Source organism: Curvibacter cyanobacteriorum, assembly GCF_028649475.1.
Taxonomy (GTDB): domain Bacteria; phylum Pseudomonadota; class Gammaproteobacteria; order Burkholderiales; family Burkholderiaceae_C; genus Curvibacter; species Curvibacter cyanobacteriorum.
The window spans coordinates 33,841-48,755 of record NZ_JAQSIP010000001.1 but is presented as its reverse complement, the minus strand read 5'-3'; the positions used below and the strand labels follow the sequence as shown (position 1 = coordinate 48,755).

Below are 14,915 nucleotides of genomic sequence, written 5' to 3'. Positions count from 1 at the left end.
CGCCGTGGCGGACGTTGCAACCCGCGTGACCGGCAAAAAATGGGCAAATTGGCTACAGTCTGGTCATGAGCTCACAACCCAAAAATCTGTCCATGGCCCAGGTGCTGATCTGCGGCGCTGCCATCGTGACCTTGTCCATGGGCATCCGGCACGGCTTTGGCCTGTGGTTGCAACCCATCACGCAGGACCAGGGCTGGACCCGCCAGACCTTCGCGCTGGCGCTGGCGATCCAGAACCTGTCCTGGGGCTTCTGCGGCATTTTTGCCGGCATGCTGGCCGACCGCCTGGGCGCTTTCAAGGTGCTGATCGGCGGAGCGCTGCTGTACGGTCTGGGCCTGCTGGGCATGGCGCTCTCGAGCAGCCCGCTGACCTTTGCCTTGACCACCGGCCTGCTGATCGGGGCGGCCCAGGCGGGCACCACCTATGCGGTGATCTACGGCGTGCTGGGGCGGCAGATTGCGCCTGAAAAGCGCTCCTGGGCCATGGGCGTGGCAGCGGCCGCGGGCTCTTTTGGCCAGTTCCTGATGGTGCCGGTGGAAGGCCAGTTGATCAGCAGCCTGGGCTGGAAGGAAGCCCTGCTGGTGCTCAGCGCCATGGTGCTGCTGATCGTGCCACTGGCCTATGGGCTGCGTGAACCGGGCTTCCAGGGCAGCCAGGCCCCCAAGCGCCAGCAGACCGTGGCCCAGGCCCTGGTCGAGGCCTTCAAGTACCCGAGCTTCCAACTCCTGATGGCGGGCTACTTTGTGTGTGGCTTCCAGGTCGTGTTCATTGGCGTGCACATGCCCAGCTACCTCAAGGACCATGGCCTGTCGCCGCAGGTGGCCAGTTACGCCTTGGCGCTGATTGGCCTGTTCAATGTGTTTGGCACCTACATCGCCGGTTCGCTGGGCCAGAAGATGGCCAAGAAGAACATCCTGGCCTTCATCTACTTTGCCCGCGCGGTGGCCATCTCGATCTTCCTGCTGGTGCCCCTGTCGCCCCTCAGTGTGTATGTGTTCTCGGCCGTGATGGGGGCCTTGTGGCTGTCCACGGTGCCGCCCACCAATGCCACCATTGCGCAGATTTTCGGCGTGCAGCATTTGTCGATGCTCGGCGGCTTTGTGTTCTTCAGCCACCAGATCGGCTCCTTCATGGGCGTCTGGCTGGGGGGGGTCCTGTACGACAAGACCGGCAGCTACGACGTGGTCTGGTACCTGTCGATCGCCCTGGGCGTGTTCGCGGGCCTCGTGAACCTGCCGGTGCGCGAAGCCCCGATCCAGCGCGCCCCCCTGCCTGCGGCCTGAGGCCTCCATGCCCCACCCCGACCTGGCCCCCGCCCCGCCGAGACCGAGCGCATCGGCCACACCGGTCGGCGCTGGCCTGCGTCAGTGGGGTCTGCGCGCCGGCCTGACCCTGGTGGCGGTGCTGCTGCTGTTGGCGGTATTTGCCCTCTATGCGCAGCCCGACTTTTTACTGACACTCTCGAACCAGATTTGGGCCTGCTTCTGAGCCGGGTCGGCAAGGCGCCGGCCGGCACCGAAGCCGGCCTGCCCATTTGCGGAAGGGATGCTCATGAAAACGATGGTCGTGACCGGTGCCTCAGACGGCATCGGGGCCGAAATCGCTCGCCAGCTGGCTCGGGAACACGGCAAGGGCCTGGCGCTGGTGTTGGCCGCGCGCAGCGCCGCCAAACTCAATGAAGTGGCACTGCAGTGCGCCAGCCAGGGCTGCGACACGCTGGTGGTGCGCACCGATGTGTCCGATGAAAGCGCCTGCCGTCACCTGATCGAGGCCGCCGTGGCGCGCTTTGGTCGCCTGGACGTGCTGATCAACAACGCTGGCATGTCGGCCCACGCCCTGTTTGAAGAGGTGGCCGAGAACGACCTGCACTGGTACGAGGACCTGATGCGCATCAACTTCTGGGGCAGTGTCTGGTGCACCCACGCCGCGCTGCCCCACCTGCGCGCCACCCGCGGCAGCGTGGTGGCGGTGTCGTCGTTGGCGGGCCTGATTGGCGTGCCCGGTCGCACCGCTTACAGCGCGACCAAGTTCGCCATGACCGGGTTCTTTGAGGCCTTGCGCACCGAGCTCAAGACCTCGGGGGTCAGTGTGACCACCGCCTACCCCGGGGTGGTGGCGACCGACATCCGGCGCCACGGCTACAACGCCCAGGGCCAAGCTGCGGGCCGCAGTGGCCTGCGCGAAGACAAAGCCATGTCGGTCGAACGCTGCGCGGCCCTCATTCTGCAAGGGCTGGCACGCCGTGACCGCGACGTGGTCATGACCGCTCAAGGCAAACTCGGGCGCTGGTTGCGCCTGATTGCCCCCGGACTGGTCGAAACACTGGCCCTCAAGGCGCTGCACGACGATGTGCGTCCCGATCACTGAAACCTGGCGCACGCCCCCACTGGCCCCCTTGCCCCTGTCACCCACCTTGACCACCCCGCCCGCTTTGCATCCAGCCGCCCGGCTCCCCGAGCCGGGGGCGCCACGGACCGCCGACCCCCTCCACCCACCCCACGCCCCGGGCCCAGGCAAGCCATCGGACTGGGTTCAGCGCTGGTCGCACCTGGTTCGCCCCGGTGGGCGGGTGCTCGATGTCGCCTGCGGGACGGGCCGCCACAGCCGCTGGTTTGCCACTCGCCAGCACCCTGTGACCGGGGTGGACCGGTCGGCGGAGGCGCTGGCCGCCCTGCCCCCGGGCGTCGAGGCCGTGTGTGCCGACATCGAGGGCGGTCCCTGGCCCCTGGCGGGCCGCACCTTTGACGCGGTGGTGGTGACCCATTACCTGTGGCGCCCCTTGTTTCCGGTGCTGCTGGCCAGCCTGGCCGAGGGCGGCGTGCTCATTTACGAGACCTTCGCCCAGGGCAACGAAACCGTGGGCAAGCCGTCGCGGCCCGACTTTTTATTGCGCCCGGCGGAGTTGCTGCAGGCCTTCGCGGGCCTGGACCTGGTGGCCTACGAGGCGGGGTTTGAGGCGGCGCCCGATCGCTTTTTGCAGCGTTTGTGCGCTGTGCGGCCGCCCGGACAACCAAACAGCCTGCCCGTGCGTTACCCCTTGACGCCCCTGTCGGCGCCCCCGGGCTGAGTCACGGGAACCGGCAGCCTAGTTAGAATGCTCTTTTACCGTTTGAGACTGCGGACATGACCTCCCCAACCGGCCCTATTACAGGCAGCATCGTCGCCCTGGTGACTCCGATGCACGAAGACGGCAGCGTGGACTACCCCACCCTGCGCAAACTGATCGACTGGCACATTGCCGAAGGCACCGATTGCATCGGTGTCGTGGGCACCACCGGGGAATCGCCGACGGTCAACGTCGAGGAGCACTGCGAGATCATTCGCGTGTCCGTGGAACAGGCCGCCAAGCGCGTGCCCATCATGGCCGGCTGCGGCGCCAACTCGACGGCAGAAGCCATCGAATTGGCCAAGTTCGCCCGCGGTGTGGGTGCCGACTGCCAACTGCAGGTCGTGCCCTACTACAACAAGCCCACCCAGGAAGGCCAGTACCGCCACTTCAAGGCCATCGCCGAGGCCGTGGGTGACCTGCCGACCGTGCTGTACAACGTGCCCGGCCGATCGGTGGCCGACATGGCGCACGACACCGTGCTGCGCCTGGCCCAGGTGCCCGGCATCGTCGGCATCAAGGAAGCCACGGGCAACATCGAACGTGCCCAATGGCTGATCCGCGATGTGCCCAAGGGCTTCGCCATCTACTCGGGTGATGACCCCACCGCGGTCGCCCTGATGCTGTGCGGCGGTCAAGGCAACATCAGCGTGAGCGCCAACATCGCGCCGCGCCTGATGCACGAGCTGTGCATGGCCGCCATCGCGGGCGATGTGAAGCGGGCCATGGAGATTCAGTTCAAGCTGATGCCCGTGCACAAGAACCTGTTCGTCGAAGCCAACCCGATCCCCGTCAAGTGGGCCATGAAGCGCCTGGGTCTGTGCGGCGGTGCGATGCGCCTGCCGATGACCGAGCTGACCCCCGCCAACGAGCCCGTGGTGGAAGCAGCCCTGCGCGCCAGCGGCCTGCTCTGACCTGAACCCTTGCTGATCCGACACCCCATTCCTGCCTTGGAAGGACCCCCTGTGACCCAATTCAAACGACTGGGCCTGTGCAGCCTGTTGAGCCTGTCTGTCGTGCTGTCGGCCTGCTCGTCGCTGGACGGCGACAAGATCAACTACAAGAGCGCCACGCGCGCCCCGACCCTCGAGATCCCGCCGGACCTGACCCAGCTGTCGGGGGACACCCGTTACGCCCTGGGCAGTGGCCCGGTGTCGGCCAACAGCTACCAGGCAGCGACCACCAGCAAAAACCAGGCAGCCGGCGGCCAAACCGCCGCCAGCACGCTGGGTGATGTGCGCGTGGAACGCTCGGGCAACCAGCGTTGGCTGGTGGTCAAGCGCCCGGCCGACCAACTCTGGACCCCGGTGACCGACTTCTGGACCGAGAACGGCTTTGCCCTGACGCTCGATGACGCCAAGCTGGGCATCATGGAAACCGACTGGGCCGAGAACCGCGCCAAGCTGCCGCAAGACTGGATCCGCAACACCCTGGGCAAGGTGATCGACTCGCTGTACGACACCGGCGAACGCGACCGCTTCCGCACCCGCCTCGAACGCGGCGCCGACGGCAGCACCGAGATCTACATCAGCCACCGCGGCATGGTGGAAACCTACACCACCAACAACAAGGAAACCGCTCAAACGGCCTGGCAACCGCGCCCGAGCGACCCCGAGCTCGAAGCCGAATTCCTGCGTCGCCTGATGCTCAAGCTGGGCGGCGTGAGCCAGGAGCAAGCCCGTCAGCAAACCGCGGCGGCCCCCGTCGCAGTGCAAGCACGCGCCATCGAAGTCAACAACCTGCCGGCCGTGCAACTGGAAGACGGCTTTGACCGCGCCTGGCGCCGCGTCGGCCTGACGCTGGACCGCACGGGCTTCACCGTCGAAGACCGTGACCGCGCCAAGGGCCTGTACTTCGTGCGCTACGTGGCGCCGAACCCGGACAAGAAGGAACCCAGCCTGTTCAGCAAGATGTTCAGCAGCTCGGACAAGAACGCCGCGCCGCTGAAGTACCAGATCGCCGTTCGCAGCGCTGGCAACCAGACCACCGTGTCGGTGCTGGACGCCAACGGGGCACCAGACACCTCGGCCAATGCCCAGCGCATTGTCAAGGTGCTGGTGGAGGACCTGAAATAAAGCCCGCTGCGGACGCCGCAGAAGCGCCACTGGCGCCTCTGCCGGCGGCCGGGTGCGACGGCTCCCCGGGCAGGCCCATCGGTGGCCTGCTTTTTTTTGCCCCGACTCCGCCCTGAACCCACCCGATGCGCTTCAAGAACCTGGCCAGCGGCAGCACCGGCAACGCCACGGTCGTCGAGGCCGGCCAAGGGGCCGGTTGCCGGCGCCTGCTGGTGGACTGCGGGCTGGGACTGCGGCAGCTGACGCAGCGCCTGGCCCACGCCGGGCTGCAGGCCAGCGACCTGCACGGCCTGTTCATCACCCACGAACACTCGGACCACATCGGCTGTGCGCTGGGCTTTTCAGCCCGCCACAGCCTGCCGGTCTGGATGAGCGAAGGCACCTGGCTGGCGCTGGGGGAACCTGACCTGGGTGACCGCCTGCGCCTGGCGCGCGATCAGGTGCCGATCGATTTCGGGCCCATGGCCCTGCACCCCTTCACCGTCCCGCACGATGCGCGTGAACCCCTGCAGCTGCGCTGCGAGGACGGCGTGGTGCGGCTCGGTCTGCTGACCGACCTGGGCCATGTGAGCCCGCATGTGCTCCAGCAGCTCGCGGGTTGCCATGCGCTGCTGATGGAGGCCAACCACGATGCAGACCTGCTCAGCCAGTCGCGCTACCCGCCCTTCCTCAAGCGCCGCATCAGTGGCCCTTGGGGCCACCTCGAAAACAACAGCACCGCACAGGCCCTGCGCCAGCTGCAGCACCCGGGTCTGCGCCAGGTGGTGGCGGCGCACCTGAGCGAACAGAACAACCAGCCCGCGCTGGTGCAACAACGGCTGGGCGAGGCGCTGGGCTGGCCGCCCGAGCAGGTGGGCATCGCCAGCCCGGTCACCGGGACCGACTGGATCAGCGTCTGAACGCCGCACCGGGTCGCCCCGCGCCCCGCCCACCCGGCACCGCTCACTTGCCCTTTTGCACCGGATTGGCCAGCAACCAGTTGGCGGGGTACGCGCGCATGAACTCACGCGCCTTGTCAGGCGGGGCGGTCAACCAAGCCTCATACGCGCCCTCATTGAGGATGGCAGGCATGCGCTTTTCAGTGCCCGGGTGTTGGTAGCGGTGCATCAAGGCATGGCTGTTGGCATTGACGGTGAGCAGGGTGAAGCTGGTGATGGGCTCGCCGCCCGGCCCGTTCCATTGCGCCCACAGGCCGGCCACCCCCATGGGCTTGCCGTCGACGCGGGCGATGCGCGTGGACACCGCCTGACCACTGCGCAGGTCGTCCTCGAAAAAAGCCATCATCGGCACAATGCAGCGCTGCGCGTTGAGCCAAGCCTCGCGGAAGTTGTTCGAGGTGCTGACCGTCTCGGACCGCGCATTGACGAGCTTGGGCGAACGCAAACGCGCATCCGATGCCGACTTGACCCAGGACGGCACCAGACCAAACTGCCCCAAGCGCAGCACCCGCCCACCCGACGGGGGCTGCGCTTCGCCCGCCGCCCCGGCCAGTGAGGGCGCGGCGGCGGACGTGACCACGGGGTCGCCTGCCGCCGGGGTGACTGGATCCCCCGCCCGAGGCGCTGAGGGGTCAGCCGCCGCGGCGACCGCAGGCAGCTCACGGCAGATGAAGGCCCCCACCATTCGGGGGCGCAGGGTGCGTGGCAAGCCCTGCTCGGGGGCCGGCACACCGAAGGCCAGCGGAAAAAGATCGGCAGCGTGAACGCTCTCAAATTGGACTGTCATGCCCGGCATGCTAGCGCAGCGGGCCGCCCGCCCCGGCCCTGCACCACCCAGGGCCCCCGAAAGACCTGAGCGGGGCTGATGCAGCGCCCCAAAACAAAAAGCCACCCGAAGGTGGCTTCTCATGCGATCGCGAAGAAATTACTTCTTGGCAGCAGCGTCTTCAGCAGCCTTCTTGGCGGCGTCAGCAGCAGCGTCAGCGGCCGGAGCAGCAGCCGGAGCCGGAGCGGTGGTGGCGGTGCCAGCGTCAGCGGCGGGGGCAGCAGCGGGAGCGGCCGGCGCTTCAGCGGCGGGAGCCGGAGCAGCAGCGGGAGCCGGTGCGGGAGCAGCAGCGGGTTCTTCCTTCTTGCCGCAGGCGGCGAGGGCGGCAGCGGCAATCAGGGTTGCCAAAACGAGCGATTTCTTCATGTCAAGTTTCCTTGTTGGATAGAGAGAATTCCGGTTGCCGAACGGTCCAAGCCGAACTGCCCGGCTGAGCGAGCGCTGTACGAATGCCGCGCAAATTTCACTCAACTGCAAATTATAGGAGGTATTCGTCAATCCCAACAAACACTGACAGGCGGACAAAACCCGATGATGTGTGTCAAATTTGTAAAGAATTGAAGAACTTTTAAGTGCACTTTTGCATGATTAGAGTCAAAAGCTGACCGCTTGGTCTGGAATGACGTCAAAGCCCGAGCACAGAAGCAGGGAATGCCGGCGAACCGCGACGCCACCAGGTGTCCAAGGTTTCACGCAGCTGCACCCGGCGTTCGGGCTGCACCGAACACACCCCCGTGCTGCGCTGCAAATCCAGGCGCTGCATCATCCAGGCAGGGCTCCACAGCGCGCTGGGCAGGTCGCCCGGGTCGGCCCGGCGGCAGGCCCGGGCCTCGATCAGGTGGTCCCAGGTGCGCCGCCATTGGACAAATCGCGCGTGGCGGCGTTGCACCTCGTCGTAATGGCAGGCCAGCAGCCACAGGCGACGCCCTCCCCGCGACCAGGCCTGCAGCGACTCGGCCACCACGCGCTCCCCGAGCGGCCAGTCTTCAAACGTCGCATCGCACCAGACCATCTCCTGCCAGCCCAGGCGGGCGGCTTCGGCCAATGCCCATCGCAGGCGGTCGGCAAAGGCCTCGCGGCCTTCAAAGCGCCCTTGCAGCGCCTCGGGCGGCCAGTCGGCGCCAGTGGGGGGCAGGACCGGGGTCATGGCGTCACACCTGAGGCGGGATGGGGTGCAGCCAACCGGCCTGGCACCATTCCAACAGCAATTCACGCGCGCCCGCACTGAGGCGGGCCACGTCCTTGCCACCCAACACGCGCAGGCTGGCCAGTTGGCGCATCAGCGTGGCGTCGCGGCCAGCGGCCCGGAAGCCCTCGCCGTTGATGAACACATGGCGCTCGTCGTGCAACATGCGGGTGCGGCGGTCCAGGCGCACGCCCTGGGTCAGGACCGGTGCTGCGCCGTCCTCCTGGCTGTCAAACCAGACCTGGGCCTTGGGCTCGGTCAGGTACTCACCAATCACGCGGGCCAGTGCATCGGGGTCGTTCAGGACCCGTTGCAGGGCGTCGGCCGCGAACAGGTGCAGGTCCTCAGGGATGGCGGCGGGGTCGGCCACCGCGGGCTGGGTCGGGTCGCGGTAGAGGCCGTCACCGGCCAGGTCCTCGGCGTCCTCGGCCAGGCGCTGCAGCACCTCGCGCGCCAGTTCGTCGCGCTTGGGCGAGCGAAAGCCAATCGAGTAGGTCATGCACTCGTCTTCAGCGATGCCATCGTGGGCGTAGCGCGGCGGCAGGTACAGCATGTCGCCGGGCTCGAGCACAAACTCTTCTTCGGGCTCGAAATGCGCCAGCACCTTGAGCGGTGTGTCGTCGCGCAGGCTCAGGTCCTTTTGGCGACCGATGCGCCAGCGGCGGCGGCCATGGGCCTGCAGCAGGAACACGTCGTAGCTGTCAAAGTGCGGGCCCACGCCGCCCCCGGGGGTGGCGTAGCTGATCATCAGATCGTCCAGGCGCGCGTCAGGCACAAAGCGGAAGCCTTGCATCAGGTGGTGCACGGCTTCGTCGTGCAGGTCCACCCCTTGCACCAGCAGGGTCCAGTCGGGCTGGCTCAGCGGCGGCAGGCTGCGGCGTGGCAGCGGCCCCGAGCGCACAGCCCAGCCCGGCTGGGTGTTGCGCACCAGGCGCGACTCCACCGCCTCGCTGGCGGCCAGCTCAAACAACTCGCCGCGCTCGAGCAGGGGCTGGAAGCCCGGCACCGCCTGGCGCACCAGCAACGGCTTTTTCTGCCAATGGCGTTTCATGAATTGCTGGGGCGTCAGGCCGCCCAGCAAGGTGAGGGGTTGGTGAATGTCCATGGCAGAAAGGGGCCCGGGTGAGCGGGCGACTGATCGAATGGTGCCGATTTTCCTACGGAACGGCCGCCGCCCCCTGTGACGCGGCGCAAGAAAACCCGGCGCCAGGGCCCAGCCCACCCCAGCGCCAGGCCACGGGCTCGCATACACTCGGGCCCTCAAGACCTGCCGCCTGCCCGGTGCCCCACCGCGGCAGCGGGCCCCGCGCCCGGATGGGCCCCCGGCCCCTACCCAACCAATCATCACCGCATCTACGAAGGCGGACGCCATGGAAATCACTGAACAATGCGTGGTCGCACTGACCTGGACCCTGACCGATACCCTGGGCGAAGAGCTCGATGTGCTGGACGAGCCGGTCGACTTTCTGGTCGGCGGCGATGACCTGCTGAAGAAAATCGAAGAAGTGCTGCAAGGCCACGAGGCCGGCGCCAAGGTCAAGCTGCAGATCGAACCCGAAGAAGGCTTCGGCGAGTACAACGAACAACTGATCTTCCTGGAACCGCGTGGCCTGTTCCCGGCCGAACTCGAGGAAGGCATGACCTTCGAAGGCAGCGCCCTGCCCGCCGGCTGCCACCCGGACGCCCCGCGCGATGCGCTCTACACGGTGACCGAGATCTACCCCGAGCACGTGGTGCTGGATGGCAACCACCCGCTGTCGGGCATCGCGATTCGCCTGCACCTGCAGGTGCACGCGGTGCGCGAAGCGACCGAAGAAGAGATCGGTCGCGGCACGGCCGGCACCGGCTTCTTCCGCATCCAGCCCATGGCCCCGGGCAACGACCAGCTGCACTGAAGCCCCCGCGGTCGACACCGCCCACGCCGCATGAAAAAGCCCGCTGACGTCACCGTCGGCGGGCTTTTGTGTTGGTGGGTCTGCACCGCGGGCCCGCTGGGTCCGGGCTGGGTCCGGGCTGGGGCCCCTCAGCGCGCCAAAGCGCGTCCGCCCTGCTTCAGGCCTGGCCCGTGGAGCCGTAACCGCCCTCGCCCCGTTGCGTCGGGGCAAATTCGCTCACCACGTTGAAGCTCGCCTGCACCACTGGCACGATGACCAGTTGGGCAATGCGCTCGAGTGGCTCGATGGTGTAGGGCACGGGGCTGCGGTTCCAGGCGCTGACCATCAGCTGGCCCTGGTAGTCGCTGTCGATCAGGCCGACCAGGTTGCCCAGCACGATCCCGTGCTTGTGGCCCAGGCCCGAGCGCGGCAGGATCATGGCGGCGTAGCCGGGGTCCTGGAGGTACATGGCGATGCCGGTCGGCACCAGCTGCCAGGCGTTGGGCGCCAGCGTCAGCGGCTCGCTCAGGCAGGCGCGCAGGTCGAGGCCGGCGCTGCCCGGGGTGGCATAGGCGGGCAGTTGGTCCGCCAGGCGCGGGTCGAGGATCTTGACGTCGATGTTCATGCGTGAAAAAACAAGAAAAGGTCAGCCCGCCATGCGGCGAGCGATGTCGGCCACCAGTTGGCGGGCCAGGTTGAGCTTGGAAGCACGGGGCAACTCGTGCACCCCGGCCTCGTCCACCAGCAGCAGCTGATTGTCGTCTTGCCCGAACGCGGCCGGGCCGATGTTGCCCACCAGCAGCGGCACGCCCTTGCGCGCGCGTTTGGCCTGGGCGTGGGCCACCAGGTCATGGCTTTCGGCGGCAAAGCCGACACAGAACAGGTCGCCGCGCTGCGCGCGTTCGCTCTGGGCCACGGCGTGCAGGATGTCGGGGTTCTCGACAAAGCTCAGCTGCGGGGTCTGGCCCGAGCCGTCTTTCTTGATCTTCTGGTCGCTGGCCGAGGCGGGGCGCCAGTCGGCCACGGCCGCGGTGGCGATGAACACATCGGCGCTCTGGGCCGCGGGCTCACAAGCCGCCAGCATGTCGCGCGCCGACACCACATTGAGGCGGCGCACGCCACGTGGCGTGGGCAGGTGCACCGGACCGGCCACCAGGGTGACGTCGGCCCCCGCCTCGCGGGCGGCGCGGGCGATCGCAAAGCCCATCTTGCCCGAGGAGTGGTTGGTGATGCCGCGCACCGGGTCGATGGCCTCGAACGTGGGGCCCGCGGTCACCAGCACACGGCGGCCGCGCAGGGATTTGGGCTGGAAGAAGGCAATCACCTCCTCACAGATCTCCAGCGCCTCCAGCATGCGCCCGTCGCCGGTCTCACCACAGGCCTGGTCGCCCCGGGCCACGCCCAGCAACACGGCGCCGTCGGCCTGCAACTGCGTCAGGTTGCGCTGGGTGGCCGGGTGGGCCCACATCTCGCGGTTCATGGCCGGCGCCACCAGCAGCGGCACGCGCTCGATCGGTCGTGCCAGGCACAGCAGGCTCAACAGCTCATCGGCCCGCCCCTGCACCAGGCGGGCGATGAAGTCCGCGCTGCAGGGCGCCAGCACGATGGCGTCGGCCTCGCGGCTGAGATTGATGTGCGGCATGTTGTTGCCCTCACGGGCGTCCCACTGCGAGCTGTAAACCGGTCGGCCCGACAGCGCCTGCATGGTGACGGGGGTGATGAACTGGGCGGCGGCCTCGGTCATCACCACCTGCACCGTGGCGCCCTGGCGGATCAGCTCACGGCACAGTTCGGCCGACTTGAAGCAGGCCACACCGCCGGTGAGGCCCAAAACAATGTGTTTTCCCTGGAGGTCCATGGTGACGAAAGCCCTGCTGGAGCAGGCCCGGTTGGCAAAGAATGCGGCAATGTAGCAGACCCCCGGGCCTGCTCGGCGCCCGCGCACCGTGGGGTCGTCACCTGCGGGAAAGCCGCCCGCAGCAAAAAAACGCCCGACCGGCCCGCCCACCCCGCGGCAGCGCGGGGGGCAGACCTGCCGTGCGGTCCGCGGCCCCCGAAGGGGCCTGGGGTGGCCAGGCGGTGCTGGCTTGGCGGTGCTGAGCCGTGGCCGCCCCCGGGACACGCCGTTGCGTCGCCTTGTCGCACGGCTGTACCGCTGGCGGCTTGGCGCCTCGTCTGAAGCGCCCATCGCCAGCGGGCGGGGTCGGGTTCGCGGTTCTTGGTTTTTTATTTGGCCGTGGGCATCACAAACTCGGCGCCCTTGCCGATGCTCTCGGGCCAGCGCTGCATGACGCTCTTTTGCTTGGTGTAGAAGCGCACGCCCTCTTCGCCGTAGGCGTGCATGTCGCCGAACAGGCTCTTCTTCCAGCCACCAAAACCGTGCCAGGCCATGGGCACCGGGATCGGCACGTTGATGCCGACCATGCCGACCTGGATGCGGCGGCTGAACTCGCGCGCCACATTGCCGTCGCGGGTGAAGCAGGAGACGCCGTTGCCGAACTCGTGGTCATTGATCAGTTGTACCGCGGTGGCAAAGTCAGGCACGCGCACGCAGGACAGCACGGGGCCAAAGATCTCTTCCTTGTAGATCTTCATTTCAGGCGTGACGTGGTCGAACAGCGTGCCACCCAGCCAGAAGCCCTGGTCACAACCGGGGCCGGCGGTCTTGCCGTCAAAGCCGCGGCCGTCGAGCAGCAGCTGGGCGCCCTCTTGCACACCGGCCTCGATGTAGCCGCTGATGCGGGCGTGGGCGGCACCGGTGACGATCGGGCCCATCTCGGCGGCCAGGTTCATGCCGTCGAGCACCTTGAGGCTCTTGGCACGCTCCAGCAGCTTGGGCACCACCTTGTCGGCCACATCGCCGACCAGCACGGCCACGCTGATGGCCATGCAACGCTCGCCGGCCGAGCCGTAGCCCGCGCCGATCAGGGCGTCGACCACCTGGTCGATGTCGGCGTCGGGCATCACCACCATGTGGTTCTTGGCGCCGCCCAGGGCCTGCACGCGCTTGCCGTGGCGGGCCCCGGTCTCATAGATGTAGTTGGCGATCGGGGTCGAGCCGACGAAGGACACGGCCTTGACGTCGGGGTGCACCAACAGCGCGTCGACCGCTTCCTTGTCGCCCTGCACGACGTTGAACACACCGTCCGGCAGGCCGGCCTGCTTCAACAGGTCGGCCATGAACAGGCTGGCGCTGGGGTCGGTGGGGCTGGGCTTGAGCACAAAGGTGTTGCCCGCCGCGATGGCCACCGGGAACATCCACATCGGCACCATGACCGGGAAGTTGAACGGCGTGATGCCGGCCACCACGCCCAGCGGCTGGCGCATCGTCCAGTTGTCGATGCCGGTGGAGACCTGTTCGGTGTAGTCGCCCTTGAGCAGCTGCGGGATGCCGCAGGCGAACTCGATGATGTCGATGCCGCGCGACACCTCGCCCTGCGCATCGGTGAACACCTTGCCATGCTCCAGCGTGATCATGCGCGCCAGCGTGTCCTTGTGCTGGTTGACCAGCTCCAGGAACTTGAACATCACCCGGCCACGGCGGATCGGCGGGGTGTCGGCCCAGGCCGGGAACGCCGCTTGCGCCGCGGCCACCGCCGCATCGACATCGGCCACGCTGCCCAGCCACACCTGGCGGCTCACCTCGCCCGTGGCGGGGTTGTAAACCGGCTGGCGACGGGTGCTGACACCGGCGGTGACGGCGCCCTGGATGTAGTGGCCGACGTCGGCGCTGGAAGGGGTTTGGCTCATGCTGCCTCTGCAAGAAAAGGATGAAGAAAAATGACCGCCCCCCGGGGGCCCTTCGCCAGGCCGTGAAGGGCCGGCCAAGCAAGACACCGAAGCGGGTGAGGCCCAAGTCTAGGCAGGGCCTCCCGGCCTGCCTAGGCTGCCACGCTGAACTTATTGTTCAATTTGATGAACAATCAAGCCATGGACACCCCCCTTAACCACACCCTCTGGGGCCACCTGCACTGGCTGGTGGTGCTGGCCCAGCAAGGCAGCTACACCGCAGCGGCCCGGCGCCTGGGCGTCAGCAAGGCCGCGGTCAGCCAGCGCATCTCCGAACTGGAGCGCCTGGCCGGCGTGCCCCTGGTGCAACGCACCACGCGCAGCGTGCGCCTGACCGAGGCCGGTCAGCGCCTGGTGGACGACACGCGCGCTCCCTTCGATGCCATTGCCCACAGTTTTGCCAGCGTGCGCGACCTGGCCGGTACGCCCCGCGGCCGGCTGCGCGTGACCGCCCCGGTGGCCTTGTCACGGCAACAGTTGGTGCCGCGACTGGCGGACTTTCTGCGCCAATACCCCGAGGTGCGGCTGGAGCTGGAGCTGTCAGACCGCTTCGCCTCGCTGGCCATGGAGGGGCTGGACCTGGCCATCCGCCACAGCGATCAGGTGCCCGACACCCATGTGGCCTGGCGCTTGTGCGACACCCGCTCGGTGCTGGTGGCCAGCCCGGGCTACCTGGCTCAGCGCGGTCAGCCCGACAGCCCCCAGGCGCTGGCGCAACACGACTGCCTGCACTACCCGCGCAGCGGCGACACGCCCACCTGGACCTTTGAGCGCGGCACGGAGCGGCTGACCATCCCGGTGCGCGGCCCGCTGGCCGCCAACAACAGCGAAGCGCTGCGCGACGCGGCCCTGGCCGATCTGGGCATTGCGCTGCTGCCGGACTTCAGCGCCCAGGCCAGCCTGCGCAGCGGCCAGCTGCAACAGGTGCTGCCCGAGTGGGCCAACGTCGGTCCTTTTGCGCGCCAGCTGTATGCGATTCGCCCGTACTCGGCCCATGTGCCGCTGGCCGTGACCGCACTGGTGCAGCACCTGCGACAATCGCTGGCTGGCGGTTTTGATTTGCACCCGCTGCAACCGCCCTGAATTTCGACGCCGCCGCTGCCTGGGCAGCGGCACCTTTA

Annotated in this window: 16 protein-coding genes; 9 read left to right on the top strand and 7 right to left on the bottom strand. The window is 67.7% G+C overall.

Going from position 1 to position 14,915, the window contains the following annotated elements; all coding sequences use genetic code 11:
• Positions 1-65: 65 nt before the first annotated feature.
• From PSQ40_RS00240 to PSQ40_RS00210, 7 genes are all read left to right on the top strand, one after another.
• Positions 66-1,283 (top strand): MFS transporter, encoded by a 1,218-nt coding sequence (locus PSQ40_RS00240; RefSeq protein ID WP_273947798.1) that lies wholly within the window; start codon positions 66-68, stop codon positions 1,281-1,283.
• A gap of 7 nt (positions 1,284-1,290) precedes the next feature.
• Complete coding sequence (locus PSQ40_RS00235) at positions 1,291-1,488, top strand: hypothetical protein (RefSeq protein WP_273948844.1); 198 nt, start codon at positions 1,291-1,293, stop codon at positions 1,486-1,488.
• A gap of 63 nt (positions 1,489-1,551) precedes the next feature.
• Positions 1,552-2,367, top strand: a complete 816-nt coding sequence (locus tag PSQ40_RS00230) for an SDR family oxidoreductase (protein ID WP_273947797.1) — start codon at positions 1,552-1,554, stop codon at positions 2,365-2,367.
• 64 nt (positions 2,368-2,431) lie between these two features.
• On the top strand, positions 2,432-3,067 hold the full coding sequence (locus tag PSQ40_RS00225) for a class I SAM-dependent methyltransferase (protein ID WP_409338538.1): 636 nt from the start codon (positions 2,432-2,434) through the stop codon (positions 3,065-3,067).
• Between the two features lie 56 nt (positions 3,068-3,123).
• Entirely contained in the window at positions 3,124-4,020 is an 897-nt protein-coding gene (dapA, locus tag PSQ40_RS00220) for a 4-hydroxy-tetrahydrodipicolinate synthase (protein WP_273947796.1), read from the top strand.
• A gap of 51 nt (positions 4,021-4,071) precedes the next feature.
• Positions 4,072-5,181 (top strand): outer membrane protein assembly factor BamC, encoded by a 1,110-nt coding sequence (gene bamC / locus PSQ40_RS00215; protein WP_273947795.1) that lies wholly within the window; start codon positions 4,072-4,074, stop codon positions 5,179-5,181.
• Between the two features lie 125 nt (positions 5,182-5,306).
• The gene (locus tag PSQ40_RS00210; RefSeq protein WP_273947794.1) at positions 5,307-6,080 is read left to right on the top strand and encodes an MBL fold metallo-hydrolase; all 774 of its coding nucleotides are present in this window, start codon (positions 5,307-5,309) and stop codon (positions 6,078-6,080) included.
• 43 nt (positions 6,081-6,123) lie between these two features.
• Here PSQ40_RS00210 and PSQ40_RS00205 read toward each other — a convergent pair whose 3' ends face one another.
• From PSQ40_RS00205 to PSQ40_RS00190, 4 genes are all read right to left on the bottom strand, one after another.
• Positions 6,124-6,906: an SOS response-associated peptidase gene (locus tag PSQ40_RS00205; RefSeq protein WP_273947793.1), complete on the bottom strand. Its 783-nt coding sequence runs from the start codon at positions 6,904-6,906 to the stop codon at positions 6,124-6,126.
• A gap of 138 nt (positions 6,907-7,044) precedes the next feature.
• Complete coding sequence (locus PSQ40_RS00200; RefSeq protein ID WP_273947792.1) at positions 7,045-7,311, bottom strand: hypothetical protein; 267 nt, start codon at positions 7,309-7,311, stop codon at positions 7,045-7,047.
• Between the two features lie 259 nt (positions 7,312-7,570).
• Positions 7,571-8,092, bottom strand: a complete 522-nt coding sequence (locus PSQ40_RS00195) for a hypothetical protein (protein ID WP_273947791.1) — start codon at positions 8,090-8,092, stop codon at positions 7,571-7,573.
• 4 nt (positions 8,093-8,096) lie between these two features.
• Positions 8,097-9,236, bottom strand: a complete 1,140-nt coding sequence (locus tag PSQ40_RS00190) for a cupin domain-containing protein (protein WP_273947790.1) — start codon at positions 9,234-9,236, stop codon at positions 8,097-8,099.
• 265 nt (positions 9,237-9,501) lie between these two features.
• On the opposite strand from PSQ40_RS00190, the gene PSQ40_RS00185 reads away from it, so the two are divergent.
• Positions 9,502-10,026 carry an FKBP-type peptidyl-prolyl cis-trans isomerase gene (locus tag PSQ40_RS00185; protein ID WP_273947789.1) on the top strand — a complete coding sequence of 175 codons (525 nt, stop codon included), beginning with the start codon at positions 9,502-9,504 and terminating at the stop codon, positions 10,024-10,026.
• A gap of 157 nt (positions 10,027-10,183) precedes the next feature.
• Here PSQ40_RS00185 and dut read toward each other — a convergent pair whose 3' ends face one another.
• The 3 genes from dut to PSQ40_RS00170 all read right to left on the bottom strand — a co-directional run bounded on the left by dut (position 10,184) and on the right by PSQ40_RS00170 (position 13,755).
• The gene (dut, locus tag PSQ40_RS00180; RefSeq protein WP_273947787.1) at positions 10,184-10,630 is read right to left on the bottom strand and encodes a dUTP diphosphatase; all 447 of its coding nucleotides are present in this window, start codon (positions 10,628-10,630) and stop codon (positions 10,184-10,186) included.
• Positions 10,631-10,651: 21 nt separating this feature from the next.
• Positions 10,652-11,863, bottom strand: a complete 1,212-nt coding sequence (coaBC, locus tag PSQ40_RS00175; RefSeq protein ID WP_273947785.1) for a bifunctional phosphopantothenoylcysteine decarboxylase/phosphopantothenate--cysteine ligase CoaBC — start codon at positions 11,861-11,863, stop codon at positions 10,652-10,654.
• 368 nt (positions 11,864-12,231) lie between these two features.
• The gene (locus tag PSQ40_RS00170; protein ID WP_273947783.1) at positions 12,232-13,755 is read right to left on the bottom strand and encodes a CoA-acylating methylmalonate-semialdehyde dehydrogenase; all 1,524 of its coding nucleotides are present in this window, start codon (positions 13,753-13,755) and stop codon (positions 12,232-12,234) included.
• A gap of 180 nt (positions 13,756-13,935) precedes the next feature.
• On the opposite strand from PSQ40_RS00170, the gene PSQ40_RS00165 reads away from it, so the two are divergent.
• Positions 13,936-14,877, top strand: a complete 942-nt coding sequence (locus PSQ40_RS00165; protein ID WP_273947782.1) for a LysR family transcriptional regulator — start codon at positions 13,936-13,938, stop codon at positions 14,875-14,877.
• Positions 14,878-14,915 lie beyond the last annotated feature (38 nt).